Source organism: Stenotrophomonas sp. 1278 (assembly GCF_029892765.1).
In the GTDB taxonomy this organism is placed as follows: domain Bacteria; phylum Pseudomonadota; class Gammaproteobacteria; order Xanthomonadales; family Xanthomonadaceae; genus Stenotrophomonas; species Stenotrophomonas indicatrix.
Window position 1 is genome coordinate 25,568 of the sequence record NZ_JARXWD010000014.1, and the last position, 16,208, is coordinate 41,775.

At 65.1% G+C, this 16,208-nt stretch carries 5 protein-coding genes; 4 read left to right on the top strand and 1 reads right to left on the bottom strand.

The genetic code is table 11. The annotated features are described in order from the left end of the window. The first annotated feature begins 196 nt into the window (after nt 1-196). Complete coding sequence (locus M2299_RS13150) at nt 197-655, top strand: hypothetical protein (protein WP_280884494.1); 459 nt, start codon at nt 197-199, stop codon at nt 653-655. 56 nt (nt 656-711) lie between these two features. On the opposite strand, the gene M2299_RS13155 is transcribed toward M2299_RS13150, so the two are convergent. After that, nucleotides 712-1,104, bottom strand: a complete 393-nt coding sequence (locus M2299_RS13155) for a barstar family protein (RefSeq protein WP_280884495.1) — start codon at nt 1,102-1,104, stop codon at nt 712-714. A gap of 369 nt (nt 1,105-1,473) precedes the next feature. Here M2299_RS13155 and M2299_RS13160 point away from each other — a divergent pair, with 369 nt between their 5' ends. From M2299_RS13160 to M2299_RS13170, 3 genes are read left to right on the top strand one after another with little or no spacing between them, the layout of a single operon-like run. Then, nucleotides 1,474-3,150 carry a ShlB/FhaC/HecB family hemolysin secretion/activation protein gene (locus M2299_RS13160; RefSeq protein ID WP_280884523.1) on the top strand — a complete coding sequence of 559 codons (1,677 nt, stop codon included), beginning with the start codon at nt 1,474-1,476 and terminating at the stop codon, nt 3,148-3,150. A gap of 21 nt (nt 3,151-3,171) precedes the next feature. Next, on the top strand, nt 3,172-15,693 hold the full coding sequence (locus M2299_RS13165; protein WP_280884496.1) for a hemagglutinin repeat-containing protein: 12,522 nt from the start codon (nt 3,172-3,174) through the stop codon (nt 15,691-15,693). After that, nucleotides 15,693-16,178, top strand: a complete 486-nt coding sequence (locus M2299_RS13170) for a hypothetical protein (protein WP_099783295.1) — start codon at nt 15,693-15,695, stop codon at nt 16,176-16,178. The genes M2299_RS13165 and M2299_RS13170 overlap by 1 nt, the downstream gene beginning before the upstream one ends. The last annotated feature ends 30 nt before the right edge of the window (nt 16,179-16,208 follow it).

A 16,208-nucleotide genomic window follows, 5' to 3' on the forward strand; every position in this document is an offset into this window, starting at 1 on the left:
GGGACTCGTGGATCAGGGGCGTCCGCTCGCGCCGGAGGGCAGCGGGGCGGAGCCGGTACAGGGCTGTCCATGGTAACGGGTAGAGTGGGCTGGCCGCTGCTGGAGCCGGCGGGCAGGGCGGCTGTCACGCCCCGCGGTGCGGGTGTAGGCTCTGGCCTGCAGCCATGCTGGCAGCACATCAGCCAAGGAATGAACGATGACGCAACAATCTGCACCCCAAGAAGACCAGCAGGCCAAGGCAGCGGTTGAAGCACCGCCTTCGCTCTATCTCGTCGCGCTGTACCAGTTGGTGGGGGGCGCCTTCGCCCTTTACGGCATGCTCAAGGTCTATGGGCCGGGTGTGCCCGAGTATCAACTGCTGGCCCGGATGAGCCTCCACCACTCTCTGCCGTATGCGGTGCTGGTCACTGCCGGTCTGCTCAACGCGTTGGCTGGCATCGTCATCGGGGTGGGCGTCTTCGCGCGCTGGGCGTGGGTTCGCCCGCTGTTTGTGGTGATGCTTGTGGAGACGACCGTGTTGCAGTTGGTCGACATGAAGATGGCAGGCCCCTTCGAATTTCTGACCGTGGGGGCCATCTTCTGCGTTTCACTGTATGTCGCATTCCTGTTGTACCGCGATCCGGCAGACCGTTACTTCCGCAACCGGTGGCGCTGAAGCGGTTGGAGTATTCCGGAGGCGGATGCCGCAGTGGAAGGGCGCGCGCCGCCACTTCAGGCGCACACCAGTGCAACGTTCGGGTGGCTGGCGAAGATCTCCATCACGATGTCGAAGTAGGTCTGCCCCTCGCCACGTTGCAGGGCGTCCAGCTGGCGGCCGATGGTTTCGGCATTGAACGTACCCGGCTGCCGCAGCTTGTCTTCCAGCCACGCGCGCGTGGCCTCCAATCCCAGTGCCTCTCGGCTGCGGTCGATGTCGCGCCAGACCAGCGTGGCGGTTTCGTGCCCGGCCAGCGCGCCATAACCGCCGTACAGCAGATCGTCCAGCCCATCGAGACTGGGCCCGAGCTGCCAGGCTTCGCCGGCCATGAATATCCGGTTGATCTCCGCATAGAGGCTGGAGATGTCAACGATGGCGGTGCCTTCGATCTGCAGGAATACGGTCATGCGCCGACTGTAGCGTGGGCCGGCGAAAGGCGTTGTGCTGAACGCCGTTGCTTTGCGACGTGGCGCGCGCCCACGCATACTCTGGATCTCTGCCTGCGGTGTTCTGTCCCGTAGTCCTGGGCATTTGAAAATTTCCCTATAGAAATCCTTCGGGCGGCCGATAGCCTATGCGCCACTTCGCGTCGGGCGCGGTGGCATGCCGTTGCATACCCCCGGCGAACCTCGATTCAAGCCATTGGGTTGGCCCTTCTCCTTTCCGGGAGCAGGACCGCTGACGCGTGGCATCAACACGTGGAATTGATTGTGCAAGCAAGGAAGATGTCTGTGCGCGGTGCGCGCCGCAGTGGTGGAGGGTTGGTGCTTCTGGGCATGGCCTTCAGTGTTGCTGCCCAGCAGGTGGGTGACCCGGGCGCGCAGGAGCTGCTGCGCCAGCAGGAACGAGAACGCGTGCTGCGCGAGCAGCAGGAGAGCCGGCCCGATGTACGGCTGGAGAGCAGCCAGGGTGAACAGGGGGAGCGCCTGCCGACGCAGGAGCAGCCCTGCGTGCGTATTGATCGCATCGTGCTGGACGGCGAGGGTGCCAAGGGCTTCCAGTGGGCATTGGCTGCAGCCGATCCGCGCGAAGATCCCGCCAGCGGCCGCTGCCTGGGCACTGAAGGCATCAACGTGGTGATGAAGCGCGTACAGAACGCGATCATCGCGCGCGGCTATGTCACCACCCGCGTGCTGTCGGCCCCGCAGGATCTGAATACCGGCACGCTGACACTGTCGGTGGTGCCCGGGCGATTCCGCGAGGCGGTGTTCACCGAGTCGGATGGGCGGCATCCGGCCATCGCCAATGCGCTGCCGATCCGCAGTGGCGGCCTGTTGAACCTGCGCGACATCGAGCAGGGGCTGGAGAACCTGCAGCGCGTGCCCACCGTCACTGCTGACATCAAGATCGCACCTGCGGACGGCGAAGGAGCCGCGCCCGGGCAGAGCGACCTGAACATCGACTGGAAACAGCGTTCGCCGGTGCGTGCCAGCCTGACCCTGGACGATGCAGGCAGCCAGGGCACCGGCAAGCTGCAGGCCAACGCCACGCTGTCGTTGGACAACCCGCTGGGTCTGAACGAGCTGTTCTACGTCAGCGCGGGGCGCGGCGTGTTCAATGGCAAAGGCAAGGACACCAACAGCTGGACCGCGCACTACGACGTGCCCTACGGCTACTGGCTGTTCGGCGCCACGGCCAGTGCCTACGACTACAGCCAGACCGTGGTGGGCGCGTACGAAAGCTATGACTACAGCGGCCGCAGCGGCAACGCCGAGGCACGCGTGGATCGCCTGCTGCTGCGCAATGCCAAGACCAAGCTGGGCATCTACGGCCGCGGCTGGCAGCGCACGTCGAAGAACTACATCGACGATACCGAGATCGAGGTACAGCGTCGCCGTACCTCGGGCTGGGAGCTCGGCCTGACCCACAAGCAGTTCATCGGCGCGGCTACGCTTGATGCCACGCTGGCATACCGGCGCGGCACCGGCGCCTTCCATGCACTGCGCTCCCCGGAAGAGATGGCCCAGGCGTGGGATCCGACGCTGCCGTTGGAAGGCACCTCGCGGATGAAGCTGATCACGGCTGACGCGCAGTTCAGCGTGCCGTTCCAGCTGGGCAAGCAGCGCCTGCGCTACACCGCTGCCTGGCGCGCGCAGTGGAACCGCACACCATTGTCGCCCCAGGATCGCTTTGCGATCGGCGGCCGCTACACGGTGCGTGGCTTCGATGGCGAAAGCTCGCTCAGCGGCGAGCGTGGCTGGTCGCTGCGCAACGATCTGTCGCTGGGTATCGGCGGCGGCCAGGAGTTCTACGTCGCCGCCGACTACGGCCGCATCGGCGGGCCATCGGCGCAATGGCAATCCGGCCGGGATCTGGCCGGCATGGCATTGGGCCTGCGCGGCGGCTGGCAGCAGCTTTCCTGGGACGGCTTCGTGGGCTCGGCCCTGCATAAGCCCTCCAACTTCCCGACTGACTACACCACCTTCGGCTTCAGCCTGGCGTGGCGCTACTGATCTGGCACAAGGATTCGTGAAATGAACAGCATCTATCGCCTGGTTTTCAACCGCGCGCTGCGCGTGTGGCAGGTCGCTTCGGAACTGGTGAAAGGCGGTGGCGGCCTGGTCGGCCAGGTCGCCGGCCGGCAGACGGCAGCCGTGTCGCCGCTCGGCTTCGCGCTGATGTGCGCGTTGGGATGGGTCAGCCTAGCGCCCGTGGCTGCAGCGCAATCGGTCGGCCACATCGTGTCCGATCCCAACGCGCCCGGCCGTGAGCGCCCCACCGTGGTCACCGCGCCGAACGGTGTGCCGATGGTCAACATCACCACGCCATCGGCCGGTGGTGTTTCGCGCAACCGTTACTCGCAGTTCGATGTCGGCCGCGAGGGCGTGATCCTCAACAACGCGCGTGGCCAGGTGCAGACGCAGCTGGGTGGCTGGGTGCAGGGCAATCCGTGGCTGGCCACCGGCAGCGCCCGGGTCATCCTCAACGAGGTCAACGGCCCGGCCAGCCGGCTCAATGGCTACGTGGAAGTGGCCGGACAGCGCGCCGAGGTTATCATCGCCAATCCTGCCGGCATCCAGGTCAACGGTGGCGGTTTCCTCAATGCCAGCCGCGTCACGCTCACCACCGGCACGCCGGTGTTCAGCGGCAGCGGTTCGCTGGAAGGTTATCGGGTCAGTGGTGGGGCAATCGAGGTCAACGGCGATGGCCTCGATGCCAGCCGCGCCGACTACACCGACCTGATCACCCGATCGTTGAAGGTCAACGCCGGCATCTGGGCCAACCAGCTGCAGGCGACCCTCGGCAACAACGTGGTCAGTGCCGACCACAGCCAGGTCAACGCTGCGGCGGCCAGCGGTGAAGCGCCGACCTTCGCGCTGGACGTGGGCGCGCTGGGCGGCATGTTCGCCAACAAGATCTGGCTGGTCGGTAATGAACACGGCGTGGGCGTGCGCAATGCCGGCAGCATCGGTGCCCAGGCCGGCGAACTCGTGGTCACGGTGGATGGCCGGCTGGAGAACACCGGCGCGCTGCAGTCACTGCAGAACGTGCGCGTGCAGGCGAGCGGAGATCTGGCCAATGCCGGCACCATCGCTGCCACGCATGAAGCTGCGATCATCTCCGGTGGCACGCTGGACAACAGCGGCGGCAAGCTCAATGCACAGCGCCTGCAGCTGCAGGCACAGGCCCTGCGCAACCGTGGCGGTGCCATCGAGCAGACCGGCGTGCAGGCGTTGATCCTCACCGCAGGCAGCGTGAGCAATCGCAGCGAAGGCCTGATCGGTGCGCTGGATGCGGTGGCGTCGGGCGGCTCCGGCGGTACCCCCAGTGGCACCTCGCCGGGAAGCGGCGGAACGCCAGGTACCGGTGCGCCCGGAACCGGCACGCCCGGTACGGGTACTCCGGGTACACCGGGTACCGGCACTGGCGGCGGTACGCCGGTGACGCCGGCTGTTCCGTTGGCAGCCGGTGTGCTGGACATCGCCGGCACGCTCGACAACGACGGCGGCAGCATCAGCAACGGCGGTCATGTATCGCTGGTTGCGGGCAATGGCCTGGACAACAGCGGAGGTCGCCTTGGTGTGGCCTCACTGCGCGCCACGGGCGATCTGGACAACGATGGCGGCACACTGCAGGTGCACGGTGACGCTGCGCTGCAGCTGGGCACGCTGTCCAACCAGAAGGGCGCGCTGAGTGTGGCCGGTGCGCTGCAGCTGCAGACACAGTCGCTGGACAACCGGGCAGGCGAGCTGCGCCATGCCGGCAGTGCCGAGTCGGCCTGGACAGTGCAAGGCGCGTTCAACAACGAGGGCGGCCTGCTGGCGACCAATGCCGAGCGCCTGACGCTGGGGGCAGGTCGGGCCTTCAACGCCGGTGGCCGCATCGAGCATGCCGGTAACGGCGGCCTGTTGCTGACCACGGGCGACTGGACCGGTGCCGGCGGTCGCCTGAGCACGCTCGGTCGCCTGGACTGGACGGTGGGCAATGCGGACGTGCGCAATGGCACGCTCACTGCAGCGCAGTTCCAGATCGCCGCCGGCACGCTGGACAACCGCGGCGGCAGCCTGCTGTCGCTGGGCAACCAGGACAGCACGCTGCGGGCCGGTACGCTGGACAACAGTGCCGGTGGCACCGTGGCCGGCAATGGCGAGCTGCACCTGACAGCGACCACGCTGGACAACAGCAAGGGCCTGCTGCAGCAGGCCGGCAACGGCGCGTTGCGTGTACATGCCGATACGCTGCGTGGCAGCGAAGGCCGCCTGCTCAGCAACGGCGACCTGTCGCTGACCGGTGGCCAGCTGGATGTGAGTGGCGGCACCACCTCGGCGCAGAGCGTGCAGATCCAGGCCGACGGCCTGCGCAACGCCGGTGGCCAGATCGTGTCGCTCGGGAATTCCGAGTTGGCGCTGGAGGTACGTGGCACCTTCGACAACCAAGGCGGGCAGGTGCTTGGCAACGCGGGCCTGCGCATCGATGCGGGCCGCATCGACAACCAGAAGGGCACGCTGCAGTCGGCCGGTAGCCAGGGCGCGATACTGACTGTGCGCGACGAACTGGACAACAGCGCCGGTGCGATCTCTGGCAACGGCCAGTTGCAGCTGCACGTCGGCAGCCTGCTCAACCAGGGCGGCAAGGTGCTTGCGGCGGGTAACAGCCTGTTGCAGGTGCAGGCCCGCGAATTGCTGGACAACCGCAACGGCGGCCGCCTGGCCGGCACGGGCGACGTGCTGCTGCAGGCGGCGCGGCTGGACAACCGTAGCGGTGCAATCGAGCACGCCGGCAGCGGCTCGCTGCAGATCCGTGCCGATGCGTTGCAGGGCGCAGCCGGGCGGATTCTCAGCCAGTCGTCGCTGATGCTTGACGGCGGCGAGCTGGTGCTGGGTGCCGGCAGCACCACCCAGGCCGAGCGCGTCGCGATCAATGCCGAACGCCTGGACAACGCCGGCGGCAACCTGAGCGCCACCGGCAGCGATGCACTGCAGCTGCGCGTGGCGCAAGCCGTGGACAACAGCGGCGGCACGATCGCAGGCAACGGCGCCCTGGATGTGCAGGCCGGTGAACTGCTCAACCGCAAGGGTACGCTCAGTGCTGCCGGTGCAGCCGACAGCACGTTGCAGGTCGACGGTACGCTGGACAACCATGAAGGCACCATCGCCAGCAATGCCGACCGGCTGACCCTCACTGCCGCACAGCTGGACAATACCGCCGGTGCCATCCGCCAGGCCGGCAACCAGGGCCTGGATATCACCACGGCCCGCCTGGATGGCAGCAAGGGCACGTTGGTCTCTGCGGCTACGCTGACCCTGCGCGCGGATGAGGTAGACCATCGCGACGCAACGCTGGGGGCTGACCGCTTCGACCTCGAGGCCGGAACGCTGGACAACGCCGGCGGCCGCATCATCGCAAGTGGCGAGGGTGCCAGCCGCATCCATGCCACCACGCTGGGCAATGCCGGCGGTACGCTGGCCAGCAATGCTGACCTGACGCTGCAGGCGCAGACGCTGGACAACAGCGCAGGCAAGATCCAGCACGCCGGCAGCGGCCAGTTGCAGGTGCTCGCACAGACCCTGCTGGGTGCGGGTGGCAGCGTGCTCAGCAATGGCACGTTGGTGCTGGAGGGCAAGACCCTCGATCTGACGAAGGCGACCACCTCGGCGCGCCGCATCGATATCAACGCCGATAGCCTGACCACCGCCGGCGGTGCGCTCACTGCCACCGGCGAAGAAGCACTACGCCTGCGGGTGCAGGGGCTGCTGGACAACCGCGGCGGCTCGCTGGCCAGCAATGGTGTGCTCGACGTTTCCGCGCAGCAGCTGATCAATGCGCAGGGCACCCTGCAGGGCGCCGGCAGCGGCCGTTCCACCCTGGCCATCGGCGAGGCACTGGACAATCAGAGCGGGCGCATCCTGCTGGGTGGCGCGGGCACGATCAATGCCGCCAGCCTCGACAACCTCGGCGGTACCGTCCACGCCGGTGGCAGCGAGCTGGTACTGGGCATCGACGGTCGCCTCGACAACGGCAGCCAGGGCCTGCTGTCCAGCGCCGGTGCGATGACCCTGGGCGCCGCCAGCCTCGACAACCGGCATGGCACGGTGGTGGCAGGCAAGGATCTGCTGCTGACCACGGTTGCAGGCGTGGACAACAGCGATGGCGCGATGCAGGCCGGCGAGCTGCTGCAGCTGCAGGCCACTGGCCTCGACAACCAGCGCGGCACGGTGCTGGGTGGGCAGCTGACCCTCGATACCCGCGGCCAGCGGCTGGACAACAGCGCAGGTACGCTGGGTACGCAGAAGGGTGCGCTGACGGTGCACAGTGGCGCGCTGCTCAACCAGGGCGGCCGGGTGCAGTCGGCCGCCGATCTGCGCATCGATACCGCAGGACAGACCATCGACAACCGGGACACCGCCAGCAGTGGTGGCCTGTTGGCGGCGGGCACACTGCAGCTGGACGCTGGTGCGCTGGACAACCGAGGTGGCACGCTGAACGCACAGGGCGATGCGCGGCTGCTGCTCGCCAGTGCCGACAACAGCGCCGGCGGTACGCTTGCCAGCGCGGCGGGCCTGTCGCTGCAGACGGCGACGCTGGCCAACGGCGCCGGGCGCGTGCAGGCCGGGCGCAATCTCGACCTGACCCTGAGCGGGCACCTGGACAACACTGCCGGCGCGATCGCCGCCGGCCAGTTGCTGACCCTCACCGCAGCCAGCGTCGACAACCGCAACACCCGCGGCGGCGATGGCACCCGCGGCCTGCAGGCAGGCCAGCTGCAATTCGGAACGCAGTGGCTGGACAACAGCCAGGGACAGATCGTCACCGATGGCGGCGCGCGGTTGCAGGTCAACGGCCAGCTGCAGAACTACGGGGGTGTCATCACCACCGGCGGCAACCTCGACAGCAGTGCCGACAGCGTTGCCAACAGTGGCGGCCTGCTGCGGGCCGATGGCAGCCAGACCCTGGTGGCGCGCGCGCTCAGCGAGGACGGCCAGGTACACGCCCAGCGCGACTTGAGCCTGACCCTGCAGCAGGGCCTGAGCAACCGCGGCGAATGGGTGGCCAACGGCACGCTGGCCCTGCATCTGTCCGGCGACCTGGACAACCAGGGCGTACTGCGTGGCGGCAACCTCGATCTCAACGCGCAGAACATCACCAACGCGGCCAACGGCGAGATCTCCAGCGAAGGCATCACCCATCTCAATGCACGCGGCCAGCTGACCAATCGCGGCCTGATCGACGGCAAGGTGACCCACCTCGAAGCCGACGTGCTGGACAACCTTGGCACCGGCCGCATCTATGGCGACCACGTGGCGATCTCGGCCGGCGTGCTGAAGAACCATGCCGAGGATGCCAACGGTGCCACCCGCGTCGGCACCGTGGCCGCGCGCGAGCGCCTGGACCTGGGCGTGCGCGAACTGCAGAACACCGGCAAGGGCCTGATCTACAGCGGCGGCGATGCGGCCATCGGCGGATCGCTGGGGGCTGATCGCATTGCCGCGGGCACGGCCGGCAGAATCGACAACATCGGTTCGATCATTGATGTGAGCGGCAACCTGGCGATCGATGCGGGCGCGATCAACAACATCCGAGAGAACGTGGTCATTACCCAGACCACCACGGTGAACGCGCCGGTGCGCATGGATCGTCCTGCATGGTGGCGCAACGGCAAGAACGGCACCGAGAACATCCGCAGTACCAGCCACTACATCGCCCAGGAGGTCTATTACCTCAACCCGGCCGATATCCTGGAAGATACGCCGCACATCACCCCCGACGGCTTCACCGTACACCGGGCGGTGGTGCGCCTTACCGCGCAGACCAGCGCGTACTTCTTTGGACGTGGTGGCCTGTATGCCGCGCTGGGTGAGCGTTCGCGCCTCAACCTGCAGGATGGCACCGTAGTGCTGTACTACGTTGGGCGCCAGGACAACCAGGCCAACCCGGACCAGGCCGGCAGTGGCGCCGACGATCCCTTTGCCGAGCTGACCCATCTGCACCCGGATTCGCCGGCATTCCGCTATGTCGATGACAAGCTGACCTATTCACCGGCCTATGGCACCTGCACCACCAACTGCGTGCAGCTGTGGACCTACAAGGACTATGCCCCGGATCAGCACCTGACCAATCCGCGCGGTTCCGGCGGCAACAACGTCAGCAGCAACGAGCAGTACCGCATCGCCACGCAGACGGTGACCGAGGATATTCTGGGGCCAGGCGTAGGCGCCGATGCGGTCATCCGCTCCGGTGGTGCAATGCGATTGCGTACCGATGATCTGCGCAATCACTACGGCAGCATCGCCGCCGGCGGCAATCTCGACATCGTTGGCCTGGGTGGCACCGCCAAGGTGGAGAACCTGGCTGCGACGCTGTATCGCACCCATGCTTTCAACAACGTGGGGCATACCTTCTCCGGCGACCTCGTCACCTGGAGCAACCCGGCGATCTCCGAAGTGACCGGGAAGATCGGCGGCAGCATCACCAGCGGCGGCACCCTGACCATCGACGTTGGCGATCTCAGCAACCTCAACCAGGGGCGCAACGCACCCAACGTGCAGGATGGCGCGGCAATGGCCAACCTCAACGTGCAGGGGCCGAAGACGCTGCCGGACGGCCCTGGCCACAACGGTGCGCAGGGACCGGGCCACAGCGGAGGGACGGGGGCGGAACGCGCGTTGGCACAGGCGGCCGATGCCGCTGGCGTGCAGCAGGGCGGCACGGTCGGGGGCATCGCCGGCAATGGCGCCGCATCCGGGGCGCGTGTGGTCGCCGCCGCCGGCGGCTCGCCGGACCGCATCGCGATGGGCGCGCCGGACACCCGCGCACCCACGGCCAGCCTGTTCAACGTCAACCGCAACGGTGGCAACTATCTGGTTGAAACCGATCCGCGCTTCACCGACCACAAGACGTGGCTGAGCTCGGACCACCTGCTGGGGCAGATGGGCTACTCGCCCGATACCGTGCAGAAGCGGCTGGGTGACGGCTACTACGAACAGAAGCTGGTGCGCGAGCAGATCGGCGAGCTGACCGGCCGCCGCTTCCTTGATGGTTACGCCAGCGATGAGGCGCAGTACCGCGCGCTGCTGGAAGCCGGCGCTACCGTGGCCAGCGAATGGGGCCTGCGCCCGGGCGTGGCGCTGACCGAGGCGCAGATGGCGCAGCTGACCAGTGACATTGTCTGGCTCGTCGAGCAGACCGTGACCTTGGCCGACGGCAGCACCACCACCGCACTGGTGCCGCAGGTCTACCTGCGCCTGCGTCCCGGTGACCTGGATGGGCAGGGCGCACTGCTGGCCGGTGCCAATGTCGATATCAAACTGGCCAATGGCCTGGTCAACACCGGTGACATCGCTGGCCGCAAGCTGGTGACCATCGATGCCGGCAACATCGAACACCTGGGCGGCAGCATCTCCGGCCAATACGTCGGGTTGGCGTCGGACAAGGACATCCGCATTGCCGGTGCATCCGTGACGGCGACCGATGCGCTGTCGGTGCAGGCGGCGGGAAATGTCACGGTGGCCTCCACGGTGGAAACACAGCGGGGCGGTGGTACCTACCAATACGAGACCAACCGCATCGATCGCGTCGCCGGCCTGTATGTGACCAACCCCAGCGGCGACGGCATGTTGTCGGTGGTGGCCGGCGGTGACATCAGCCTGCAGGCCGCGCAGATCCGCAATGCCGGCATCGATGGTCTTACCCAGTTGGCGGCAGGGGGGAATCTGGATGTCGGCGCTATTGCGCTGGACGAGCGCCGCGATGCCACCTTCGATGACCGCAACCACCAGCGCAGCAACAAGACAACGCACGCTACCACGTCGGTACAGGGTGGTGGCGATGTAGTGCTGGCTGCTGGCAAGGACATCAACCTGGCCGCCGCGCAGATCAAGGCCGGTGGTGGACTGGCGCTGCAGGCCGGTGGTGACATCAACAGCCAGGCATTGGTGGACAGTGAGAGCCGCGACTTCGCCAATGCGGGCAAGCGCAGCTCGCTGCAGGTCAGTCAGAGTGATGAAACGGTGCGGGGCAGCACGCTGCAGGCAGGGGACAATCTACTGCTGAGCGCTGGCCGCGACGTGAACCTGACCGCCGCACTGGTCGACAGCAGCGATGGCGCAGTCAGCGTAGTCGCTGGCCGCGACGTGAATCTGCTCTCGGCCAACGAGACGCACGACTACAGTCTGGACAGCTACGAGAAGAAAAAGAAGACGCTCTCCAGCACCACCACCACGCGCAGCGTCGACAACAGCGACAGCTATGCCATCGGCACGGCGATCCAGGGCGAGAGCATCAACATCACTGCCGGTCGCGATCTGACCGCAGTCGGTGCGGTGGTCGATGCCACTGGCAACGTTATTCTTGGAGCGGGCAACAATGTACTGATCACCGCCGCAGAGGACCATCACAGCAGTGAGTCCAGCGAGAGCAAAAAGAAATCCGGCATTACCGGAGGTTTTGGCAACGGCGTGGCGTCGGTGGGCTACAGCAGCGCGAAGAACAGCAGCACCAACGCCGAGCAGTCCACCACTCAGGTCGGCTCGGCCATCGCCTCACGCGAAGGTAATGTGCTGATCAATGCCGGCAACCAGCTGACCATTGCCGCTTCGGACGTCGCCGCTGGCGAGAACCTGACGCTGGTGGGCAAGGACATCGCGCTGCTGGCGCGGCAGGACACCACGGACAGCCAATCCAGCCAGGCGAGCAAGTCCAGCGGCTTCTCGGTGGGCGTGACCTACGACCCGACCAAGGCCTACCGCAGCGCCCGCGACTCGACCACCGACGGCATGGCCGACAGTGGCTCGGCGATGGGGCGGATCACCCGCACCGCTGAAGGTGCGGCCTCCGGCCTGCGTGCAGCCACCACGTCGACCGTGGTGACCGCCGGCAGCCAGCGGTCCAACAGCGAGCAGAGCCATTCGACCAGTGACGCGCGTGTCAGCCAGCTGGCTGCCGGAGGCGATCTTACGCTGATTGCCAACCGAGGCTCGATCCTCAGCCAGGGCACGCAGATGTCGGCCGAGGGCAATGCCGTGCTGCTGGCCACCAAGGACATCGTGTTCGACGTTGCCCACAACACCGAGCGCAGCGACAGCAGCAGCCGGGGCAAGGGCTGGGGCCTGGCCAACAACACCAGTGGCCTGCCGTTTGGCACCAACAACTCGCAGAGCGACGGCAGCGGCAGCAGCGATACCATCACCGGCACTCAGTTGTCGGTGGGAGGTGGCGTGCGCATGGCCACCACCGAGGGCGACATCAGCCTGACCGCGGCCAACATCGCCGCCGAGAAGGACGTGAACATCCGTGCTGCCGGTGATCTGCTGGTGCGCAGTGGGCAGGACACGGTCAGCAATGCCAATACGTCGGACAGCAAGGCGATCGGCTCGGTGCAGATTTCTGATACCGAAAAGTTCTCCGGCTGGCACCGCGAGCAGCACCAGGACGACAGCGCGCAGGTGTCACAGGTGGCCAGCAGCATCGGCAGCCTGGGCGGCAACGTGAACCTGACGGCTGGCGGCAAGTACACGCAGACGGCCAGCAACGTGGTGGCCGCCAAGGACGTGAACATCACTGCCGCCGAGATCGAGCTGCTGACCGCCGACGAAAGCGGTCACTACTCGCAGAGCGACAAGGACCTGAAGATCGGCGTGTTCGCACGGGTGAAGTCGCCGCTGATCGACCTGATCAACAACGTGGACGCGGCCCGTCAGTCCGATGACCGCCTGCAGAAGATGCAGGGCATGGCCGCCGGCGCCAACGCGTATCAAGCGGCCAGTGCGATCTCGGCGCTGTCCGGCGGTGCCGGCAGCGGCGACCTGTTCAGTGCTGAAGCCGGCATCGGCTTCAAGACGGCCAACAGCAGTGCCGATGGCAGCAGCACGGTCTCGCGCGGCTCGACCATCCAGGGCGGCGGCAACGTCAACCTGACCAGCACCACGGGCGACATCCACGTGGTGCAGGGCAACCTGAGCGCGGGCAACACGCTCAGCCTGGATTCGGCCGGCGACATCCTGCTGGAAGCGGGCAAGGCACACGTGGCAGACCGCAGCAAGAGCAGCAATGCCGGCGCCGAAGTGGGCGTTGGCGTTGTCGTGGGCGCGCAGACGGGCGTGTATGTGTATGCCGAAGCCAGCGTGGGCAGCAGCAAGGCGAACTCGGACAGCAATACCTGGCAGAACACCACGCTGACCGGCCAGAACATCTCGCTGAAGGCCGAGGGTGACACCACCTTGCGCGGCGCGACCGCGACGGCTGACCGCATCGACGTCAAGACCGGCGGCACGCTGACGATCGAATCGCTGCAGGACATTGCCGAGAGCATGTCCAGGAACAGCCAGGTGGGTGGGCGCGTGCAGGTGGCCTTCGGCAACGCGTGGAACGCCGATGGCTATGTCAGTGCAGGCAAGGCCGAGGGCAGCTACCAGGGCGTGGGCCAGCAGAGTGGCTTGTTTGCCGGCAACGGTGGCTATCACGTGGATGCTGGACACGTGAACCTGATTGGCGGCGCGATTGCCAGCACCAACGCGGCCAACAGTGAACTGACCGCACAGACGCTGACCTTCAGCGACCTGCAGAACCAGATGGACTACTCGGCCAGCTCCGGCAGCATCAGCGGTGGTGCGGGCGGGCAGATGAAGGGTTGGGACCCGAAGGCGGGCACTACCGCCCCCCGCGGTGGCCCAGGCATGTCGATGACGGAGAACGGCAGCGACAGCAGTTCAACGCTTGCGACGCTGACCGAAGGCAACATCACCATCGGTGGCAAGCAGACCACGGCGGCGGAGCTGGGTATCAACACCGATGCCAGTGCGGCGCATCGTGCGCTGGAGGCGATGCCTGATGCCACCAAGCTGCTGGCGGACCAGCAGGCGATGGCGGGAGCGATAGGGACGGTGGTTTCCACGAGCCAGCAGATCGCCAACGACATTGGCAGTGCTGGAGCGAACAGGATCACCGACAAGTATCGGGAAGGGATGAGCGTCGAAGAAAGGCGGGCATTTGATGACCTTCCTTCGGACGAGCAGTTCAAGCGCCTGCTGGCGTTCGATGCATCCTACGCGGATGCGCTGGTGACCCAGCAAAAGTGGGCCCCTGATGGTGTCTATGGCCGCGCATTGGGGGCTGTCACCACCGCACTGGTCGGAGGCATGTCCGGGCAGGGACTAGGTCAGCTGGGTTCCAATGCGCTGGCACCGTATGCGGCTGAACTGATTGGCAAGACGTTCGACCCGAACAAGCAGAGTGCTGTGCCCAGCGAGGCCATGCAGATGCTGTCGCACGCACTGCTGGGAGCGTTGTTGGCGGAGGCCAATGGTGGTTCAGCGGGGAGTGGGGCGCTGGCGGCGGGTGGGGGTGAGCTTGCTGCCAAGTTCCTGACGGACAAGTTGTTCGGCGGGGATCCTTCGAACCTGAGCCCACAGGAAAGGGAAGCAGTTCTGGCGCTGTCGCAGGCGGTGGGTGCACTGGCGGGTGGGTTGTCGGGACAGGATCTGGCCGGAATCGCATTGAATGCTGGGATTGCCAAGAATTCTGTTGAGAATAATTTCCTCGGGAAGAACGATCAGCAGCGGCTGGCAGATCTACGTGAGAAGTCTAAGAAGGGAAAACTGACGCCACAGGAATCCGCAGAGCTTATTTATCTCGACGGTGGGGATCATATGAGTGATGGTCTGCTGAATATGCTTGCCGGCGGCCAGCCTCTTTCTGTCGTGCAGCAGCACAATCTGGAGCTTTATCTGGGGGCATATGCCCAGCAGAACGGCACGGATGCGGCGATTGCCCTCGTCAGTGGGGGTATTCGCGAGGCAAGCGAATTCCCTTACTCGGGACTTTCGCGTGATAAGCAGAAGTTCACTGATGAGAACTTTTCGTTCTTCGAAAAGAACATTTGGAGAGCTGATAGCGAAAACGAGGCAATCTTCAACAAGGCTGTCATCAGGTCCGGCTTGGAGGTATGGCGCTCTGAAGATCTCCTGCCAACGGTGATGAGGCAGCGGCGTGATTTTGCGCTGATGGATGCCTTGGTCGGTAGCCCTCTGGCGAGCGGAAGCTACCTGTTCGGCAGCCTTGTAGGGCTGAGCGACGATGATCGATATGCGCTCACCATGACTGCGGGGAACATCGCGCTGATTGCCGGGGCAACGGCTGCGGGAAAGACGGGTTTGCTGCCTGTGACGGGCCGCTTGGGAATTAACCCAGTTGGTGAGGGCGGCCAGAAGAGCAGCGCTTCGAGCAGAAGGCGCGTGGGGGAGTCGCCTAGAAGCGATAGTGTTTCCGTCTCCACCAATAGTGGAACAATCAAGGCCAGCGAAACGATCGGTCAGCCTGTAGAGGCTGTCATAAACGGTCGTAAAAGGATGCTTCGGGTCGATATCGAGCCGAATGGTAAGCTTCAGATCCAGTCAGGAGGCGGAAAGGACTCGTTCGTAGACTTCCGTCCGGATCTATCATTGCCCTTGGCTCCTCAGATAGACAAGGCGTTCAGGCGATTGCCAAAATCTGCAAGGGATCAGCTTGTCAGAAACGCTGAGAAGGGGCTAAGACGCCTGCAAGAAACAGGAAATATGTGATGGGAACCAAATTTATTGTTGTTTTGAAGGGTGGCATGAAGTTGCCCGAGAGAAAGTTCTTGATTGATCAGGCATGGGGTGATTTTCCCGTGTCCTACTTTCAGGATGATGAGAGTCTTGATGAATGTAATTTTCTTGATCTTAAAGTTAATAAGTGGGAAATTAATAGCGAGTGGAGTTTGGTGCAAGGGGACGCGCCTTGGATCAGGGTTGAAATATTGCGGGGCGCTCCTCTCGAGGAGTATTTAAAGGGTCAAGGGGTCTTTCCGCTGATAAAGGGGTCTGGTGAGCTGCTGCTTGTTTTTGAGTTGGATGATGGCGGTAACGATTTGGATGAAAATCTTCTGCTTCGGCTTGTGATGGTTTTTTGGGGTAGTGGAATAATATATCGATGGGATGATGGTTTTCATGCCGTCGATGAAGATGCTATTGCTTCTTTACCAGGGCTCGAAGTAGTTCGGAGTCGCTTGCTTAGATGTGAGTAGCTGAATTCTGCTTGCCTGAGCGCTTTCCTG